General features: G+C 71.1%; 12 protein-coding genes. 5 read left to right on the top strand and 7 right to left on the bottom strand.

Annotation, left to right across the window (positions count from 1 at the left end; translation table 11 throughout):
* Window positions 1-129 precede the first annotated feature (129 nt).
* On the top strand, window positions 130-5,442 hold the full coding sequence (gene pulA / locus ACFU8Q_RS17160) for a pullulanase-type alpha-1,6-glucosidase (RefSeq protein WP_384454047.1): 5,313 nt from the start codon (window positions 130-132) through the stop codon (window positions 5,440-5,442).
* Window positions 5,443-5,561: 119 nt separating this feature from the next.
* Window positions 5,562-7,598, top strand: a complete 2,037-nt coding sequence (locus tag ACFU8Q_RS17155; protein WP_384454044.1) for an ATP-binding protein — start codon at window positions 5,562-5,564, stop codon at window positions 7,596-7,598.
* A 110-nt stretch (window positions 7,599-7,708) separates the two neighbouring features.
* On the opposite strand, the gene ACFU8Q_RS17150 is transcribed toward ACFU8Q_RS17155, so the two are convergent.
* The 5 genes from ACFU8Q_RS17150 to ACFU8Q_RS17130 all read right to left on the bottom strand — a co-directional run bounded on the left by ACFU8Q_RS17150 (window position 7,709) and on the right by ACFU8Q_RS17130 (window position 13,306).
* On the bottom strand, window positions 7,709-8,431 hold the full coding sequence (locus ACFU8Q_RS17150; RefSeq protein ID WP_384454041.1) for a TetR/AcrR family transcriptional regulator: 723 nt from the start codon (window positions 8,429-8,431) through the stop codon (window positions 7,709-7,711).
* 65 nt (window positions 8,432-8,496) lie between these two features.
* On the bottom strand, window positions 8,497-9,579 hold the full coding sequence (locus tag ACFU8Q_RS17145) for a PDR/VanB family oxidoreductase (protein WP_384454038.1): 1,083 nt from the start codon (window positions 9,577-9,579) through the stop codon (window positions 8,497-8,499).
* A 2-nt stretch (window positions 9,580-9,581) separates the two neighbouring features.
* Window positions 9,582-10,487, bottom strand: a complete 906-nt coding sequence (locus ACFU8Q_RS17140) for a metal-dependent hydrolase (RefSeq protein ID WP_384454036.1) — start codon at window positions 10,485-10,487, stop codon at window positions 9,582-9,584.
* A 76-nt stretch (window positions 10,488-10,563) separates the two neighbouring features.
* Window positions 10,564-12,429: a hypothetical protein gene (locus tag ACFU8Q_RS17135; RefSeq protein ID WP_384454033.1), complete on the bottom strand. Its 1,866-nt coding sequence runs from the start codon at window positions 12,427-12,429 to the stop codon at window positions 10,564-10,566.
* Window positions 12,430-12,760: 331 nt separating this feature from the next.
* On the bottom strand, window positions 12,761-13,306 hold the full coding sequence (locus ACFU8Q_RS17130) for a carboxymuconolactone decarboxylase family protein (RefSeq protein ID WP_384454061.1): 546 nt from the start codon (window positions 13,304-13,306) through the stop codon (window positions 12,761-12,763).
* An 82-nt stretch (window positions 13,307-13,388) separates the two neighbouring features.
* Between ACFU8Q_RS17130 and ACFU8Q_RS17125 the strand changes: the two genes are divergently transcribed.
* Entirely contained in the window at window positions 13,389-13,880 is a 492-nt protein-coding gene (locus ACFU8Q_RS17125; RefSeq protein WP_384454030.1) for a MarR family winged helix-turn-helix transcriptional regulator, read from the top strand.
* 157 nt (window positions 13,881-14,037) lie between these two features.
* Window positions 14,038-15,702, top strand: coding sequence for an alpha-L-fucosidase (locus tag ACFU8Q_RS17120; RefSeq protein ID WP_384454027.1), 1,665 nt, complete (start codon window positions 14,038-14,040; stop codon window positions 15,700-15,702).
* A 61-nt stretch (window positions 15,703-15,763) separates the two neighbouring features.
* On the opposite strand, the gene ACFU8Q_RS17115 is transcribed toward ACFU8Q_RS17120, so the two are convergent.
* Entirely contained in the window at window positions 15,764-16,411 is a 648-nt protein-coding gene (locus ACFU8Q_RS17115; protein ID WP_384454024.1) for a LuxR C-terminal-related transcriptional regulator, read from the bottom strand.
* Window positions 16,396-17,664: a sensor histidine kinase gene (locus ACFU8Q_RS17110; protein ID WP_384454021.1), complete on the bottom strand. Its 1,269-nt coding sequence runs from the start codon at window positions 17,662-17,664 to the stop codon at window positions 16,396-16,398. Before ACFU8Q_RS17110 ends, ACFU8Q_RS17115 begins: the two co-directional genes overlap by 16 nt.
* A 257-nt stretch (window positions 17,665-17,921) precedes the next feature.
* Here ACFU8Q_RS17110 and ACFU8Q_RS17105 point away from each other — a divergent pair, with 257 nt between their 5' ends.
* Entirely contained in the window at window positions 17,922-20,063 is a 2,142-nt protein-coding gene (locus ACFU8Q_RS17105) for an MMPL family transporter (protein WP_384454018.1), read from the top strand.
* Window positions 20,064-20,106: the final 43 nt, after the last annotated feature.

Below are 20,106 nucleotides of genomic sequence, written 5' to 3'. Positions count from 1 at the left end.
CCGAAACGTCCCCTCCCGGCGCACCGTCGTTTTCACGTGGGCGTCCGGCACCGGGTGCGCCCCCACCCCGACACCCGACCCGTCCGCCCACCCCGAGAACCGCCACCCGCACACAAGGAGACCCCGCCCGTGTCCCGTTCCACCCTGAGACGGGGAGTCGTCGCCGCACTCTGCGCGGCACTCCTCCCCGTCGTCCCGGCGGCATCCGCGTCCGCCGCGCCGAGACCGCCGGCCCCGCCCTCGGACGCCCGGCTGGCAGCCGAACCCGCGCGCCACGACCTGACGCGTGAACAGTTCTACTTCGTCATGCCCGACCGGTTCGCCAACGGTGACAGCTCCAACGACCGTGGCGGACTGACCGGTTCACGTCTGGAGACCGGCTACGACCCCACGGACAAGGGCTTCTACCAGGGCGGCGACCTCAAGGGCCTGACCCAGCGGCTCGACTACATCAAGGGCCTCGGCACCACGGCCATCTGGCTCGCCCCGATCTTCAAGAACCGTCCCGTCCAAGGCACCGGAAAGGACGCATCGGCCGGCTATCACGGCTACTGGATCACCGACTTCACCCAGGTCGACCCGCACTTCGGCAGCAACGCCGACCTGTCGAAGCTGATCGACAAGGCCCACGACAAGGGCATGAAGGTCTTCTTCGACGTCATCACCAACCACACCGCGGACACCGTCGACTACGCCGAGAAGCAGTACGGCTACCGCCCCAAGGGTGCCTACCCGTACCTCGACAGGGACGGCCGCCCGTTCGACGACAGCAAGGGCCTGGCGAAGGTCGACGCGGACTCGTTCCCGTACACCCCGAAGAACACCGGCGAAAAGGTCCCGGCCTGGCTCAACGATCCGACGATGTACCACAACCGCGGCGACTCGACCTACGCCGGCGAGTCCACCACGTACGGAGACTTCTCCGGGCTCGACGACCTGTGGACCGAGCGGCCCGAGGTCGTCTCCGGCATGGAGAAGATCTACGAGAAGTGGGTCCGGGACTTCGACATCGACGGCTTCCGTATCGACACCGTCAAACACGTCGACCTGGACTTCTGGACCCAGTGGGCGACGGCGCTGGACGCCTACGCTGCCAAGCGCGGCCGCAAGGACTTCTTCATGTTCGGCGAGGTCTACTCCGCCGACACCGCCATCACCTCGCCCTACGTCACCCGGGGCCGGCTCGACGCGACGCTCGACTTCCCCTTCCAGGAAGCGGCACGTCAGTACGTCTCGCAGGGCGCCCCGGCCGCGAAACTCGCGGCGGTGTTCGCCGACGACTACCGCTACACCACCGACAAGGCCAACGCCTACGAGCAGGTCACCTTCCTCGGCAACCACGACATGGGACGCATCGGGTCGTTCATCAAGCAGGACAACCCGAAGGCCGATGACTCGGAACTACTCCAACGTGTCCGGCTCGCCAATGAGCTGATGTTCCTCAGCCGGGGCAACCCCGTCGTTTACTACGGCGATGAACAGGGCTTCACCGGCGCGGGCGGCGACAAGGACGCCCGCCAGACCATGTTCGCGTCCAGGACCGCCGACTACCTCGACGACGACGAACTGGGCACCGACCGCACCCACGCCTCGGACGCGTACGACACGAGCCACCCCCTGTACCGGGACATCGCCGCGCTCTCCGAGCTCACCCGGAAGAACCCGGCCCTGCGCGACGGCGTCCAGACCGAGCGCTACGCCGAAGGGTCCGTGTACGCCTTCTCCCGTACGGACCCGAAGAAGCCGACCGAGTACGTCGTCGCCACCAACAACGGCACCGGGCCGAGGACCGTCGAGCTGCCCACCGCGACGGCCGGAATGAACTTCAGTACGCTGTACGGTGGTTCGGCCGACGTCCGCAGCGGAGCCGACAAGAAGATCACCGTCACCGTGCCCGCCCTCGCCACCGTCGTGCTGCGCGCGGAAAAGCCCCTGGACGCACCCGCCGCCAAGCCCTCGATCACCCTGAAGGCGCCCGCCGCCGGAGCCACCGGCACCGTCGAGATCTCCGCGGACGTCGACGGCGGACAGCTCGACCGTGTCGTGTTCGCCGCCCAGACCGGCAACGGGGAGTGGGTCACGCTCGGTTCCGCCGACCACGCCCCGTACCAGGTCACCCAGCACCTGGACAGCAAGGTGGCGGCCGGAACACCCCTGCGGTACAAGGCGGTTGTCGTCGACCGTACCGGCCGCACCGCGAGTGCCCTCGCCTCGTCCACCGCGGGACAGGCGCCCGCGGCCGAGAAGCCCGTAGCCGTCGAGCGCGACTACGCCGTCGTCCACTACAAGCGTGCCGACGGCGACTACGACGGCTGGCAGCTCAAGTCCGGTGACACGACAGCCGGCTTCACCGGACGGGACGCCTACGGCGCCTTCGCCTGGATCAAGCCCGCCGAAGGCGCCGTTGCCGTCCCCTACACCGTCGAGAAGGACGGCACCGCCGACGGTCCGCAACGCACCGTCGACCTCGCGAAGACCGGGCAGGTCTGGATCGAGCAGGGCAAGGACGGCCAGGCCGAAGCGGCCCCCGACGGCGCCTATCCGCCACAGGACACCACCAAGGCCGTCCTGCACTACTACCGGGCCGACGGCGACTACGACGGCTGGGGGCTGCACACCTGGACCGGCGCCAAGGACCCCACCGACTGGGCCAAGCCGCTCCAGCCGGTGAAGAAGGACGCCTCCGGCGCCACCTTCGAGGTGCCGCTCACCGACGGGGCCACCTCGCTCAGCTACATCCTGCACAAGGGCGACGAGAAGGACCTGCCCAGCGACCAGTCGCTCGACCTCGCGACCTACGGGCACGAGGTCTGGATGCTCGGCTCCACGCCCGGCTACCTGCTGCCGCAGGCCGGCGGCGTCCCCACCCCCGACCTCACCAAGGCCGAGGCACAGTGGATCGACGCCGACACCGTCGTATGGAAGGTGAAGGCCACCGCGGCCACCAGCCAGCAACTCGTCCACGCATCGAGCGGCGGCATCTCGGTCGTCGACGGGGCGCTCTCCGACGAGGGGCAGTGGCTGCGGCTCGTACCGTCCGCACTGAGCGACGCGCAGAAGGCGAAGTACCCGCACCTCAAGGACTACCCGGCGTTCACGGTCGACCCCCGGGACCGGGACAGGGTGCGCGAGGCGCTGCGCGGCCAGCTGATCGCCACCCAGCGCGCCGCCAACGGTGCACTGCTCGCCGCCACCGGCGTACAGAACGCGGGGGTGCTCGACGACCTCTACGGGAAGAACGCGGCCACCGCCTCCCTCGGCCCGGTCTTCGACCACGGCCGCCCCACCCTGTCCGTCTGGGCGCCCACCGCCCGTACCGTCGCCCTCGAACTCGACGGCAGGACCGTCCCCATGCGCCGCGACGACCGCACGGGCGTCTGGTCGGTCACCGGACCGAAGAGCTGGAACGGCAAGCCCTACCGGTACGCCGTGAACGTCTGGGCGCCCACCGTTCAGAAGATGGTCACCAACAAGGTCACGGACCCGTACTCCACCGCCCTGACCACCGACTCCGCGCGCAGTCTCGTCGTCGACCTCGACGACCCCGCGCTGGCGCCGCACGGCTGGTCCGGCCTGCAGAAGCCCGCCGTCGTCCCGCTGCGTGACGCGCAGATCCAGGAGCTGCACATCCGCGACTTCTCGATCGCGGACCGCACCTCGAAACACCCCGGCGAATACCTCGCCTTCACCGAAACCCGCTCCGACGGGATGAAACACCTCAAGCAACTCGCGGACTCCGGCACCGGTTACGTCCATCTGCTGCCCGCCTTCGACATCGGCACCATTCCGGAGGAGAAGTCGGCCCAGCAGAAACCGGCCTGCGATCTTTCCGTGTACGCCCCCGACTCCGAGGAACAGCAGGCCTGCGTGGCGAAGGCGGCGGCGCAGGACGGGTTCAACTGGGGCTACGACCCGCTGCACTACACCGTCCCGGAAGGTTCGTACGCCTCCGACCCGAACGGCACCCGGCGCACCGTCGAGTTCCGGCAGATGGTGCAGGGGCTGAACGGCGCCGGACTGCGGACCGTCATGGACGTCGTCTACAACCACACCGTCGCCTCCGGCCAGGACGACAAGTCCGTACTCGACCGGATCGTGCCCGGCTACTACCAGCGGCTGCTGGACAACGGCTCCGTCGCCACCTCCACCTGCTGCGCCAACACCGCGCCCGAGAACGCCATGATGGGCAAGCTCGTCGTGGACTCGGTCGTCACCTGGGCCAAGGAGTACAAGGTCGACGGCTTCCGCTTCGACCTGATGGGCCACCATCCCAAGGCCAACATCCTCGCCGTCCGCAAGGCGCTCGACGCGCTGACCGTGACCAAGGACGGCGTCGACGGGAAGAAGATCATCCTGTACGGGGAGGGCTGGAACTTCGGCGAGATCGCCGACGACGCCCGCTTCGTCCAGGCCACCCAGAAGAACATGGCCGGCACCGGCATCGCCACCTTCTCCGACCGGGCCCGCGACGCCGTCCGCGGCGGCAGCCCCTTCGACGAGGACCCGGGCGTGCAGGGCTTCGCCACCGGCCTCTACACCGACCCCAACACCTCGACCGCCAACGGAACGAAGGCCGAGCAGAAGGCCCGGCTGCTCCACTACCAGGACCTGATCAAGGTCGGCCTCACCGGCAACCTCGCCGACTACACCTTCACCGACTCCTCCGGCCGCACGGTCAAGGGCTCCGGCGTCGACTACAACGGCGCCCCCGCCGGATACGCCGCGGCTCCCGGTGACGCCCTCGCCTACGCGGACGCCCATGACAACGAGTCGCTGTACGACGCGCTCGCCTTCAAGCTCCCGGCGGGCACATCGGCGGCGGACCGGGCTCGCATGCAGGTCCTGGCGATGGCGACGGCCACCCTCTCGCAGGGCCCCTCGCTCTCCCAGGCCGGCAGTGACCTGCTGCGCTCCAAGTCCCTGGACCGCAACTCGTACGACAGCGGCGACTGGTTCAACGCGCTGCACTGGGACTGCCGCGACGGCAACGGCTTCGGCCGCGGACTCCCGCCGGCGGCCGACAACCGGTCCAAGTGGTCCTACGCGAAGCCGCTGCTGGCCGCCGCCGCGCTCCGCCCCGGCTGCGCCGAGATCGACGGCGCCGCGGCCGCGTACCGGGACCTGCTCACCATCCGGTCCACGGAGAAGGACTTCGACCTCGCCACCACCGGGCAGGTGCAGTCCGCCCTGTCCTTCCCGCTCTCCGGGAAGGACGAGACACCGGGGGTGATCACCATGCGGCTCGGAAAGCTGATGGTCGTCCTCAACGCGACCCCCACCACCACGACCCAGCAGATCGCCGCACTGGCGGGGAAGCGGTACGCCCTGCATCCCGTCCAGGCTGCGGGCGCGGATCCTACCGTCAAGAAGGCCACGTACGAGAGGAGTTCGGGAAGCTTCACCGTCCCGGGACGCACGGTGGCGGTGTTTTCCCTGAACTGAGTGCCGACAGGGTTACGTTGAGAGGCAGCAAGCCGCCGGGGGTGCCGCAGCACGGCACCCCCGGCGTGCCCTTCCACGGGCCGGGTCCGGCCGGTCCACCTGTTTCGGCGACGGTGACCATGGCGAGCAACATTCCCGAGGAGACAACGAGCTTTGTCGGACGGAAAGCGGAACTTGCCCGGCTCGAACACACCCTCGCCACGCACCGGATGACCACCCTCACCGGCAGCGGCGGTGTCGGCAAGACCCGGCTCGCCGTCCGCGCGGCCCGGCAGGCGGCGTCCGGACACCGCGACGGGACCTGGTGGGCGGACCTGTCACCGCTCCACGACGACGGTCTGCTCATCGCGACCGTCTCCGACGCGGTCGGGTTCTTCGACCGCACCCTGCGCATGCCCATCGACGCGCTGTGCGAATGGCTCGTCGACAAGGAGCTGCTGCTCGTCCTCGACTCGTGCGAGCATCTGCGCTCCGCGTGCGCGCACCTGCTCGGCGAGATCCTCACCACCTCACCCGGCCTCACCGTGCTCGCCACCAGCCGTCAGCCCCTGGGCATCAAGGGCGAGCAACTCGTCGAAGTACCTCCGCTGCCCGTCGAGGGCGCGGGCGACGCGCTGACCCTGTTCCGGGACCGGGCAGCCGCGGCGGCACCGGAACTCGCCCTCGACGCGCCGGGCAACGCAGAGGCCGCCGCCGAGATCTGCCGCCGCCTCGAAGGCATTCCGCTCGCCATCGAACTCGCGGCGGGAGCCCTCGGCCGGGACACCGTCGAACAGGTCGCCCTGCGGATCGGCTCCCGCTTCGACGTACCGTCCGCCGACTCGCTCCGGCCCCGGCGCCACCGCACCCTGCGCACCGCCATCGGCTGGAGCCACGAGCTGTGCACCCCGCTGGAACGGCTGCTCTGGGCGCGGCTGACCGTCCTGCGCGGCGACTTCGACGAGACCGCGGCCCGCCAGGTCTGCGCCGGGGGGCCGCTCACCGAGGACGGTGTGACCGAGGCGCTGCGCGGCCTGGTCGCCAAGTCCGTCGTCGGACGGGACGGCGTACGGCACCGCATGCTCGACACCATCCGCGAGTACGGACGGATGTGGCTCGCCGAACTCGGCGAGGAACGGTCCGCCGCCGACCGGCACGCCGCCTGCTTCCTCGGCCTGGCCCGCCACGCCCACGCGGGCTGGACCGGGGACGACCAGATCTTCTGGTACCACCGCATCGCCGAGTCGCACGCCGATCTGTGCGCCGCCCTCGACCACCTGCTGGCCCACGACACCGCCGCCGCCCAGGAGATGGCGGGCCGGATCGGCTTCTTCTGGTGCTGCTGCGGTCATCTGCCGCAGACCCGCGAGTACGCGCAGCGCGCCCTGGACGCCGGACCGGCCGAGGGCCCCCACCGCACCCGCGCCCTGTGGGTGCTGGGCATCACCGTCATGCTCCAGGGCGACTACCCCGCCGCCCGGCGCCTGGGCAGGGAGTGCACCAGGGCCGCGGCCCGCGACGGCGCGGACGAAGGCATCCTCGCCGCCGCCTATCTGCGCGGCCTCACCCATCTGATGACCGGCCGCCCCGAGGCGAGCCTCCGCCTGGTCGACCGGGTGCTGCGCTCCACCGGCGCCGCAACCCCGCTGGAGTCGGCCTACCGGCTGCGCTGCCACCTCATGACGGTCTTCGCCCTGACCGGTTTGGGGCGGCTGGACGAGGCGGCGGAGGCGGCCAGAGCCCTGCGCGCGGTCTGCGAAGCCCAGGACGAGTGCTGGACCCGTAGCTACGTCGACTACCAACTCGCCCTGATCGCCCTGCGCCAGGGCGACGCCGAGTCCTCCGCCGCCCACGCCCGCTCGATGCTCGCGGGCAAGCACCGCATGCGCGACAGCTTCGGCATCGCGCTCGGCCTGGACATCCTGGCCGCGGCGATCGCCGCCCAGGGCGCGGGCGCCCGCGCCGCCCGGGTCTACGGCACGGGGCAGGTCTACTGGCGCATGGTCGGCCACCCGCAACGCGGCACCCCGGAACTGGGCCCGCTGCGCGAGGCCTGCGAACGCCAGGCCCGCGCGGCCGTCGGCGACGCCGCCTACCAGCGCGCCTTCGAACGGGGCCGGGCGGACAACGCGGAAGTGGGCCTGGCGGCCGCGCTCCAGAGCGAACTGCTCAGCTGATCCCCGCAGTGCTGTTCACGGCAGCCGCTGTGCGGGCTGCTCAGCCGACCCGTAGCGTTGTTCGCGGCAGCCGCTGTGCGGGGCTGCTCAGCTGATCCCCGCGGTGCTGTTCACGGCAGCCGCTGCGCGGGAACGGCCGGAACGGCGGGAGCCAGTGCGGAGAGGCGGTTCAACAGCTCGCCGAACGGCCCGTTCGCCGGTTCCTGCGCGAGGACCCGCAGCACGACGCCCGCCATTTCCGTGTCGTACGCGGCACTCACCGCGGCCAGCGCCGCGAAGTCGTGCACCAGCTGCGTCTCCAGCTCCTCGCGCGGAATCCGCCGCCCGTCCAGCCAGATCAGCGCCGTCGACTCGGCCAGCGAGACCCATGACCGGACGACCAACTCCAGCCGTGCCGGGGGGACTTCGACGCCCAGATGGGCCAGGATCTGCTCGTAGGCCGCCTGCCGCACCCCGTCGATCAGCGCGTTCGCCGTCGACGAGCCGGCCGCCGGCCCGCCCCGCATCAGCGCCGAGAACCCTGGACCGTGCTCGTCGACGAAGTCGAAGAACCGCCCCATCACCCTCAACAGCCGTGCCCCGAGCGGTCCTTCACGCGGCTCTACGAACCGTGCCGCCAGCTCGTCGGCCGCCCGCCGCAGCGCCGCCTCGTACAGACTCTGCTTCCCCGGGAAGTAGTGATAGACCAACGGCCGCGAGATCCCGGCCGCGGCCGCGATCTCGTCGATCGACACCTCGTCCGGGGCGCGGTGACTGAACAACTCCAGCGCGACACCGATCAACTGCTGTCTGCGCTCCTCGACGCCCATCCTGCGCCGTACCCCGGTCGTCATGGTGGACAGGGTACCGAGTGGGGTGCCGGGTGACGGATGGCGGGCCGGGGCCACCACCCGCATCGCTACAGATCCAGCACCAGCCGCTCGCCCCGGCACCGCGACACGCAGATCAGCATCGAGTCGTTCCGCTCCGCGTCCGTCAGGAGTTCGTCGCGGTGGTCGATCTCGCCCTCCAGGACACGCTGTTGGCACGTACCGCAGAAGCCCTGCTCGCAGGAGTACGAGACGTACGGGAGCTCGTCGCGCACCGCGGCCAGCACCGACCGGCCGGCCGGTACGTGGACCGTGCGGCCGGAGCGGCGCAGTTCGACCTCGAAGGGGCCGGAACCGGCCGACGACGTGGTCGCCGCGGTGAAGCGTTCCAGGTGCAGGGTGCGGCCGGGCGGGAGTGCGGCAGCGACCGCGTCCATCAGGGGCTCGGGGCCGCAGCAGTAGACGGCCGTGCCCGGCGCCGTGTCCGCCAGGGCCGCGGCGGTGTCCGGGCGGCCCGCCTCGTCCTGCGCGACGACGGTCACCCGGTCGCCCTCCGCGCCCAGCTTCTCGATCTCGTCCAGGAACGGCATCGAGGACCGCGAGCGTCCGCCGTACAGCAGCCGCCAGTCGGCGCCCGAGGCCGCGACGGACCGCACCATCGGCAGGATCGGCGTGATGCCGATGCCGCCCGCGACGAAGAGGTACGCGGGGGCCTCGGCGAGGGGGAAGCGGTTGCGCGGGGCCCGGACCTCGACCTCCGCGCCCTCGTGGAGCTGTGCGTGGACCTCCCGGGAGCCGCCCCGGCCGTCCGCCACCACACGGGTCGCGATCGTGTACGTGCCGGTATCCGCCGGGTCCCCGCACAGGGAGTACTGGCGGACCAGACCGGACGGCAGCAGGAGATCCAGGTGTGCGCCTGGCTGCCACGCGGGCAGGTCGGGCCCCTCCAGGCGGAGTTGGACCACGCCCTCGGCGGGTGCGGTCCGCTCGGTGATCAGCAGCCGGCGGGTGGTGGTGGAGCGGCGCTCGGAGTGGCCCGAGACCGGGTTCTCCAGGGCCGGCAGCGGCCACAGCGGGGAGTTCCGGATGCGGCGGCGCATGGCCCGCTTGGCGAGCAGCGTGACGCCCGTGACGAGGACGGCGGTGCGCAGGCGGGGCAGCGGGAGCGGCATGGTCAGCTGGTTCCCGTCATACGGGCCTCGGCGGCCGTGGCCGCGGGCGAGTGGGCGAGATAGTCGACGGCCTGGGCGGTGCTGCCCTCCTGCGAGGGATGGTAGGCGTGACTCAGATAGCGCGGGATGGAGCGGATCAGATCACCGGTCGCGGGCAGCGTGCCGCGCCGGCCGCTGGTGTAGAACTCCTTGAACGACGCCTTGCCGTGGAGGAGGCTCGGGTCGTTCTCCATGAAGAAACGCGTCCCGCGCTGCCAGAGGAAGAGAAGCGCGGCGAAGGCCGTGGCCCAGGTCCGCACCCGCCGCCGGTAGCCGCCGTCGACATGCATGAACACGTCGAACGCGACGGAGCGGTGCTCGACCTCCTCCGCACCGTGCCAGCGCAGCAGATCCAGCATCGTCGGATCGGCGCCGCGCCGGTCCAGCTCGTCGGCGTTCAGCACCCAGTCGCCGAGGAACGCGGTGTAGTGCTCGATCGCCGCGATCGTCGCCACCCGCTCCATCAGCCACCACTTGCGCGCCCGGCCCGGCGGCAGCGTCCGGTCGCCCAGCAGCTTCTCGAAGAACCAGTCGACCTGCGCGGTGTACGGCGTCGGATCGAGACCGAGCTCCTTGAGGCGGGGCAGGACGTCGTCATGGGCCTGTGCGTGCACGGCTTCCTGGCCGATGAAGCCGATGACGTCCTGGCGCAGCTGCTCGTCGTGGATGTACGGCAACACCTGGCGGTACACGCGGATGAACCAGCGCTCCCCGGCGGGCAGCAGCAGATGGAGCACATTGATGGTGTGCGTGGTGAACGGGTCGCCCGGCACCCAGTGCAGGGGTGTCTTCTCCCAGGCGAAGGAGACCTTGCGGGCCTTGAGCTGCGTCCGCTCCGACGCGACCGGCGCTGGCTGCGTGTTAGACATGTTGTCAATGTACTGATGGGTAAGCGGGGGGAACAGGGGCGTGCGGCGAGTTTCCCCGCCTCCGTGGCGTCGGGCGTCAGCGCAGGGCGCCCACCCGACTGCCGTCGGCCAGCGTTCCGTTCAGCCGTGCCCGGTCGCCCGCCCTGGCCGGTACGGCGAGGAGACGGCTGTCGGACCGCCCCTCCACCCCGCCCGACGTGGTCAGCGAGGCGAACTGCTCGCTGCCCGCCGCCAGTACGTACCAGCGCCCGCCGTGCGACTGCCACAGCACCCCGGCCAGCACCCGCGGATCGCGCATCCCGCAGGCCGGTGAGTCCTCGGCCCGGGCCGCGACCGCCCCGGGCGGGCCGCCGGTCGCCACGGACGGCGCCGACGGGGCCTGGAACTGGGCGAGGACCCGGCTTCCGGTGCCCCGCCAGGTCTCCGCCCGGGTGCAGAGCCAGCGCGCCGAGCCGTTGTCCTCGGGCAGTGGCTGCTCGGCGTACTGCCAGGAGTTCACCGACCGCACGCCGTGCGAACGGACCGCGGGCAACAGGCAGGCGGTCCGCGCCCAACTGTCCCGCTCCGCCCGCCCGAAGACGTCGTGCGGCGTGGCCGGCGGGCCCGACGTCAGCCGGGCGGGGGTGAGCTCGCCGAGGTCCGTCATCAGCCGGGCAGCCTTGCCGTCGCGCAGCTCGATCGCGTCCCAGGAGCGGCAGCTCTGTGCTGTCGCCGGACTGTTCAGTGCGGCGGTCACCCCGTCGGCGGTGCGGTGCAGCGGCCGTGGGGCGCCGCCCGGGGCGAGCAGATCCCGTACGGACACGGTATGCACCCAGGGCGCGGTGAGGTAGCGGACCCGGCCGCCCGTGCGGCCCACGATCAGGGCGCCGGACGAGGCCCTGTCGGCACTGTCGACCCGGGCGAAGTCGAGCGCCACGCCCCGGTCCGGTGCGGCGATCCGGGGTTCCGCGTACCGCACGACGCGCAGCCCGTCGTAGAACAGCACCACCGTCGCCCGGTCCACCCCGCCCGCGTACAGCAGCTGCGGCGCCCCCATCGGCGGCCCGGCCGGCGTCCCGGGCGTCGCCGACAAGCGCACCGCGCCGTCCGGGTGCGCCCACACGATGAGCGCGCGGCGCAGCAGCCGGACGTCCCCGGCGCGGTCGCCGCGGGTGGGCCAGGAGGTGAAGTCGGTACGGGGCGAGCGGCGCCAGAACACCGCCGGAACACGGGTCAACCCCCTCGGATCCAGAGCCTGTTCGACGACGGCGTTGTGGGCGTACGGCACCACGGCCGGAGCGCCGCGCCCCCAGCCGTGGCCCGGCAGCCCCAGCAGCGCCCCGCACACCAGCAGCGCCGCGACGGCCGCCACCGCCGCCTTCGCGTACCGGCGGCGGCGCAGCAGATCCGGCGGCCGGGCCTGGAGCGAACAGGGATCGAACTCCGGGGATCCGAGGAGCTCGTACGGAGCCGACACGCCCTCCGCCGACGCGAGCGCCGCATGCGGATCCGCCACCCCGGCAGCGGCGAGCACCCGCCGTACCTCCGCATCGGTCAGCCGCTCCAGACCGCGCAGGACGTACGCGGCGCGCCCCGGACCGGAGAGCGCCGACAGGGCCTGCTCCAGGGCGAGTTCCTCCGCTCCGCCGGAGCGCGGGAGCAGGCGCAGCCCCCACACGAGCGGGAGGAGGGGCGGCAGCCGGTGAAGTCGGGGACGGCCCGTCTCCAGCGCCGCACGCAGCAACCGGCCGCGGACGTACGCATACCCTTCCCGGCGCCCCGACAGCAGGGACCGCTGGGCCAGGGCGTGCGCCGCCAGAACGCGGTGGTGGCTGCCGAGAGCCGGCGACAGGACGAGATAGCCGAGCCGGACCAGGCGCGGATAGTGCTCGACGAGCGCGGCCCCGACCTGCTCCCCATCGGCCGGGGCGGCTGCGGAAGGTACCTCTGGCAGTGGTCGCACGTTCAGCAGAACGAGCGAATGGTGCGATGGTCACCCCGGCGCACCCCTGTCGTGCGATGCGCCGCGTTGCCATCCGCGCGCCCCTCACGCCGACCGCCACCCGCAGAACTCGACCGTGCGGCGCAGTCCGCTCCCGCCGTTCGTCGCGCTCATGGCCGGGCATGGGGCAACAGGTGTGTGTGGTGTGCACGTCAATGATGGGGGAGGGGCGGGCAATGGGGCGTACGTCGGTTTGCTCCGATCCATCGGTTCGGCCGCCGCGGCCGGGTGGCAGGTCATGGCCGCGTCTACCGTGCGGGCGCCCGTCCTGGCTGAAGGGGACGGTCAAGTGTCAGGCGAAGGCGGCCAGCTGGGGGTCCATCGGCGCCCCGGTCATCCGGTTGCCCAGCGTCGACATCGTGTACGCGCCGATGCCCAGGACCACTTCGAGCGCGTTGCGGGGGGTGTACCCATGGCCCAGGAACGCCTGGAGTGTCGCGTCGTCCACGGCTCCTGATGTCGCGATCACGGACAGGGTGAACTGCCGTACCGCCTCGAGCCGTTCGTCCGGAACGGCCCTTTGCTCGCGCAGGGCGCCGATCAGCTCGGAGTCCGCGCCGAGTGCGGTGAGTCTCGCGGTGTGCATCGCGACGCAGATGTGGCACTCGTTGCGGGTCGCCATCGTCAGGATCAGGACCTCGCGGGACAGCGGGTCCAGGGTGGTCGACTCGAAGATCGCGCTGATCTTCAGGAAGCCGTCGAGCAGTTCCGGCGACGTGGCGAGCCGGGCGACAGCCGCGGGCAGATATCCCTGCTTCTTCGTCACCGCCTCCATGGTGCGACAGGCGGCAGGAGGGGCGGTTTCGAGGGTGTGGCCGGGGAACGCGGACGCGGACATGGGTGACCTCTCGTGGTGGATGCTCACGCTAAACTCGACAACGTGATTGACGAAAAAGTAAACCAGGTTGTCGAGTTCTGCAATGGCTGAGCCGGGAGCGGAGCCGTCCGGGAGCGCCGTGGCGGGCTTCGAGCTGCCCATGCTGCTGTTCGCCGGATTCCGGTCGATCATCGACGAGTTGCACCGTGAGCTGGCCGAGCGCGGCTTCCCCGACACGCGTCCCGCGTACGGCTACGCGCTCCAGGCCGTCGGCCGTGACGGCGCGACCGCCAGTGAGATCGGCCGCCGGCTCGGGGTCTCCAAGCAGGCCGCCGGTAAGACCGTCGAAAAGCTGGAGGGGCTCGGATACGTGGAGCGCGTCGACGACCCGACGGACGGCCGGCGCAAGCTCGTGCGGCTGACCGCGCGGGGCTTCGACCTCCTGGTCAAGTCGGCCGAGGGCTTCGACCGGCTGCGCGCCGAGTGGGCCCGGGTCCTCGGTGCGGATCGGGTCCGCGCCATGGAGGAGGACCTGCGCGCGATGGTGCCGGAGAGTGCGTTCCGGCTCGATGCGGCGGGGTGGTTCAACGACTGAGCCGGCTTCGCGTACCTGGGCTCCGCTCTTGGACTTTACGAGCAAGAGATAGGACGTATGGTGTGCGCACCCTTCCCGTAGGCCCGTCTGTGCGGCAGCATTCCCACGTCGACACCCAAGAGATCCGACCAATGCTGGTCGGGAATGGGAGGGAACCATGGCACGACGTACCCGTGTGCTCAGTGCGCTCGCACTGGCGGCGGCTGCCGCCCTCGTCCCCGTACAGGCCCTCGCGCAACAGCCCGTCGACCAGCGGTCGGCACCACCGGGCGCCCCGTGCACCGCGCCCGTGAAGCCCGCCTCACAGCTGGCCGTCGAGTCCTGCGACAGTCCCGACCGGATCATCGAGAAGGCCGCGAACATCGTGCCCACCCCCGGCCAGCTCGCCTGGCAGCAGCGGGAGGTCACCGCCTTCACACACTTCGGGATGAATACGTTCACCGGCCGCGAATGGGGCTCGGGCACGGAGGACGAGAAGCTCTTCGCGCCGAAGGCCATCGATGCCGACCAGTGGATGCGCGCCTACAAGGCGGCCGGCGTCGAGCAGGTCATGCTCACCGCCAAGCACCACGACGGCTTCGTGCTCTACCCGAGCCGATATACCGACCACTCGGTCGCGCTCAGCCCCGGCAGCCCCGATGTCGTCGCCGCCTATGTGAAGGCCGCCCGCAAGGCCGGTCTGAAGGTCGGGCTCTACCTCTCGCCCTCCGACGGGGCCGAACTCCCGCACGCCTGGCACGCACAGTGGGTCGACACCATCCGCGAGAAGCAGGCCGAGGGGAAGCCGCTCAGCCTGCCCGAGCGCATGGCCCTGGCGGACGGCGATCGCGCCCCGGCCGGTGAGGGGCGCTTCGGCAACGGCAGCGCGGTCACCGAGCGCACCATCCCCACGCTCGTCCCCGGCGACGACCGCGCCGCCGCCGTGAAGCGCGGCACCCTGCCCACCTTCACGGTGCGGGCCGACGACTACGACGCGTACTACCTCAACCAGCTGTACGAACTCTTCACCCAGTACGGGCCGATCGAGGAACTCTGGCTGGACGGCGCCAACCCCTGGTCCGGCTCCGGCATCACCCAGAAGTACGACGTCAAGCAGTGGTTCGACATGGTCAAGGCACTCTCGCCGAACACCGTCGTCTTCCAGGGCCCGCAGGGCGTGCGCTGGGTCGGCAACGAGAGCGGCATCGCCCGCGAGACCGAGTGGAGCGTCACCCCGCACACCACCGACCCGTGGACGGGGCTCGGCAGCCTGCCCAACGACTCGACCGACCCCGACATCGGCTCCCGGGACAAGCTCCTTGCCCCGACGACCAAGTATCTGCAGTGGTACCCCGCCGAGGCCGATGTCTCGATCAGGCCCGGCTGGTTCTACCACCCGGAAGAGAAGCCCAAGACCCCGGGCCAGTTGATGAACCTGTACGAGAAGAGCGTCGGGCGCAACGCATCCCTGCTGCTCAACGTCCCGCCGAACAAGGACGGCCGGATCGACGACGCCGACGTCGCGTCCCTGACCGCCTTCGGTTCCGACGTGCGCCGGATCTACGGCACGGACGTGCGCAAGCAGGCCCCCGCCCCGTACACCTTCGACCGGGTCGCCGTCCGTGAGGACATCCGGCACGGGCAGCAGGTGGAGAAGTTCGCCGTCGAGGCCCGGATCGGCGGCACTTGGCAGCGGATCGCCGAAGGCACGACGATCGGCCACCGCCGCATCCTGCCCCTGACCGCGCCGGTCACGGCCACCTCGGTACGGGTGAAGGTGCTGGAGTCACGGGCCACTCCCCACCTGGGGGCGACGACGCTGCACCTGAGCACGGCTCCGTGACCCCGTGACCCTGTGGCCGCGCGACCCGCCGGGGTGCGCGCGGCCACGACGAAGTCCCGGCTCAGCCGCGGTCCAGGTAGGCGAGGACCGCGAGAACGCGGCGGTTGTCGTCGTCGGAAGGCGGCAGGCCGAGTTTCCCGAAGATGTTCGAGGTGTGCTTGGCCACCGCCCGCTCCGTGATCACCATCTGAGAGGCGATCGCCGCGTTCGAACGGCCCTGCGCCATCAGCTCCATGACCTCCCGCTCCCGCGGCGTCAGCCCGCCCATCGGCTTGTCCTGCGAGCGCCGCGACAGCAACTGCGAGATCACCTGCGGGTCCATCGCCGTGCCGCCCGCGGCGACCCTGCGCACCGCGTCGATGAACTGCTCGGCGTCGAAAACCCGGTCCTTGAGCAGGTAGCCGATGCCGCCGTTGCCGTCCGCCAGCAGCTCGCGCGCGTACAACTGCTCCACGTGCTGCGAGAGCACGAGCACCGGAAGCCCCGGCCTGGCCTGCCGGGCCGCCAGCGCGCACTGCAGGCCCTCGTCCGTGTGGGACGGCGGCAGCCGGACGTCGACCACCGCGACGTCCGGCGCCAACTCGGCCAGCGCACGCGTCAGTTCCGGTCCCGTCTCGACGGCCGCCGCGATCTCGAAGTCATACGCCTCCAGCAGACGGACCAGGCCGTCACGCAGCAGAAAGAGATCTTCGGCTAGGACAACTCGCAAGGGATCTCCATGGTCACCATGGTGGGACCGCCCGCGGGGCTGCTGACGGCCATGATGCCGTCGAATGTACCGAGTCGGCGTTCGATTCCGCTCAGTCCCGAGCCGGCTCCGACCGCCGCACCACCCCGGCCGTTGTCCGTGACGGAGACCCGCAGCATGGCTTCCGAGTGGTGGATGTCCACCCAGACACGATCGGCCCCCGAGTGCTTGGCGGCGTTCGTCAGCGTCTCGCTCACCGCGAAGTACGCGGCCGACTCGACCGCCGCGTCCGCCCGCCCGTCCAGCTCCACCCGGACCTCCGACTCGATGGGCAGCCGCAGCGCCAACGCCCGGACCGCGTCCCCGAGTCCGCGTTCGGCGAGGACCGGCGGGTGGATGCCCCGGACCAGATCGCGCAGCTCCGTGAGCGCCTCCGCCGAGGACTCGCGGGCCATGGCGAGGAGCTTCTTCGCCTGCGCGGGATCCTTCTCGATGAGCGCCTCCACGGCGCCCAGATTCATGCCCATGGCGACCAGCCGGGCCTGCGCACCGTCGTGCAGATCCCGCTCGATGCGCCGCAGTTCGGAGGCGGCGGTGTCCACGGCCTCGTGCCGGGTCTCGGTCAGCCGGTCGACGCGCCGGGCCAGCTCCTGCTCCTGGGTGGGGGCCAGCATCGCCCGGGTGATCACGAAGTGCAGCCGCACCAGGCGGTCACCGACCAGCACACCGGTCGCGAGGATCGCCACGCCGAGCGCGGCGGCGGCAAGCCCCGTCGCCTGGCTGTCGACCGGCACGAACCCGTACCAGTACCGGTCGTCGGTGAAGACCCGCCACAGGCCCGCCGCCAGGACGAACCCCTCCAGCGGGTAGATCATCAGCCCCGTCGCCAGGGTCGCCACGACATAGCCCGCGGTCATGTCGACCAGCAGCCAGCGGAGGTCCCGCCAGGTCGCCGGGTCCTTCAGCATCAGCGTGGTCCGCTCCACCCGACCCGTGAAGCCGGTGCGCAGATCCTTCGGGAACGGGCGATACGGGACCGGGATGCGTATGCCGGACCAGGTGACCGCGAGCAGCCGGCGCCGGTTGGCGTGCTTGCGGACCAGCTCCAGCACGTGGGGGGTGGTGAACAGGCCTACGCCGAGCGGGATGAAGGCGATCGAGAGCACGGCCCACACGAAGAGGGTGAGTGACCCGGCCAGGCCGGCGAGCGACAGCACGAATCCGCGCCCGGCGGCCGCCAGCGCGCCCCGTATCCGTGTCCGTATCGCGTTCATCCCGGTTCCGTCCTCCCCTTGCCGGGCCCCGTGGCAGGCCCGTCCGGGACAGTCTCACCCGCCGGGCGCCCCCGATGTCAGCCGTTTCGCCACCCGGGCGGGGTGTATCCAGCACCACCCCGCCGACCTCGCCCTACGGCTCCACGAGTGGGGGTTTCGACGGCTGGGGCGGCAGGCGCGCCGTTCCTAGATTCATCGGCGACGCATTTCTTCCACCTCTTCCACTTCCGTCTGAATCTTCTGGGGGCGAACACGCCATGAGGCGCAACCTCGCGGCACGCATCGGTGTGTGGAGCGCACACCACCGCAAGACCGCCATTCTCGGCTGGCTGCTCTTCGTCGTGCTCGCCACGGGCATCGGCGGCGCGTCCGGCCTGGTCGAGATGACCGACTCGGAGAACGCCGCGGGTGATTCGGCGCGGGCCGAGCAGATCCTCGACGACGCCGGACTCGGCCAGCCTGCCGGCGAACTGGTCATGGTCTCCGCCACGAAGGCGGGGGACTGGCGGGGCCCCGCCCGCGACCTCGCCGCGGCCATCGGGCGGACCGGCGAGGTGACGAACCTCGCGGCGCCGGTCCCCTCCGAGGACGGCAAGGACGCGCTGATCACCTTCGACCTGAAGGGCGACGCGGCGACGGCTCCGGACCGGGTGCAGCCCGTCCTCGACGCCGTGGCCACCGCCCGGGCGGACCACCCCGACGTCACCATCCACCAGTTCGGCGAGGCCAGCGCCGGGAAGTGGCTCGGCGACCTGCTCTCCGAGGACTTCAAGAAGGCCGAGTTCACCGCCGTGCCCCTGGCTCTCGGCATTCTGCTGGTCGCCTTCGGGGCCGTCGTCGCGGCGCTGCTCCCGGTCGGTCTCGCACTGACCGCGTGCATGGCCGCCTTCGGCCTGCTCTCGCTCGCCAGCCACCAGCTGCACCTGTTCCAGACCACGTACTCCGTGATGTTCCTGATGGGCTTCGCCGTCGGCGTCGACTACTGCCTCTTCTATCTTCGGCGCGAACGCGACGAGCGGGCGGCGGGACGCGATGCCGAGACGGCGCTGCGGATCGCGGCGGCGACCAGCGGCCGGGCCGTGCTCGTCTCCGGGCTCACGGTGATGGTCGCGATGGCCGGCATGTTCCTGTCCGGACTGATGCTGTTCAAGGGCTTCGCCCTCGCCACGATCACCGTGGTCTTCATCGCGATGCTGGGCTCGGTGACGGTGCTGCCCGCGCTGCTGTCCTGGCTGGGCGACCGGATCGACGCGGGACGTGTCCCCTTCCTCGGCCGGCGAGGACGGCGCACACGCACCGGTGGCGGGACCGCCGGGACGGTGCTGAAGCCGGTCCTGGCCAGGCCGAAGATCTTCGCAGTCGCCTCGGTCGCCGTACTGCTCGCGCTGGCCGCGCCCGCCCTCGGCATGAAGACCGAACAGCTGGGCCTGGAGAAGCAGTTCGGCTCCGACTCGCAGCTCTCGGTCGCCTACCGGCAGATCGACGAAGCCTTCCCCGGCGGCCCCGCTCCGGCACGGGTCGTGGTCAAGGCCGACAACATCGGGGCGCCCGCACTGCGCAAGGCCTTCGCCGGCTTCGACAAGGTGAGCGTCCACCGGGCGCAGAACGTCGCGGAGATCGAGGTGCCGCTCCCCGGCGGCACGGCCGGCCTTGCCGAGCTGCGCGAGAAGCGGCTGCCCGCCGCGTTCGACGGAACGGGAGCCCAGGTGTACGTGACCGGGGAGACCGCTGGGTCCGTCGACTTCAACGACCAGCTGAAGCGCGGCATCGTCCCCGTCTTCGCCTTCATCACAGCGGTGACGTTCCTGCTGATGCTGTTCTGCTTCCGCTCGTACGTCATCGCGGTCACGTCGATCCTGCTCAACCTGCTGTCCGTGGCCGCCGCGTACGGGGTGATGGTCGCCGTCTTCCAGCACGGTTGGGGGGCCTCGCTGATCGGCTCGGAGGGTGTCGGCGCGATCGAGGCGTGGATTCCGCTGTTCGTCCTGGTCGTCCTGTTCGGACTCTCCATGGACTACCACGTGTTCGTGGTCTCCCGGATCCGTGAGGCCCGCGACCGCGGTCTGTCCACCCGGGCCGCGATCGACGAGGGCATCCGGCGGACGGCGGGCGCGGTGACCGGAGCGGCCGTGATCATGGTCGCGGTGTTCGCGGTCTTCGGGACGCTGTCGATGCAGGACATGCAGCAGATGGGCGTCGGCCTCGCCGTCGCGGTGCTGCTGGACGCCACGGTCGTACGGATGGTCCTGCTGCCCTCCGTGATGGCGCTGCTGGGCGAGCGGAACTGGCGGACCCCGCGCGGACTGAGCCGACTGCCGGGCCTGGAGCACGGCGAACCGGAGCCGGATGCGGGTACGGGGGCGGCCGGGGGCCCGGTGTGGTCCGGGGCGCGCGGCTGACCGACCGGGCACGTGACCGGCCCCGGTCCGGTACCTACCGGAC

The sequence above is a fragment of the Streptomyces sp. NPDC057543 genome, assembly GCF_042801895.1.
Lineage (GTDB): Bacteria > Actinomycetota > Actinomycetes > Streptomycetales > Streptomycetaceae > Streptomyces.
Note: the sequence above shows the minus strand (reverse complement) of the source record. Positions and strands in the feature narration are given on the sequence as shown.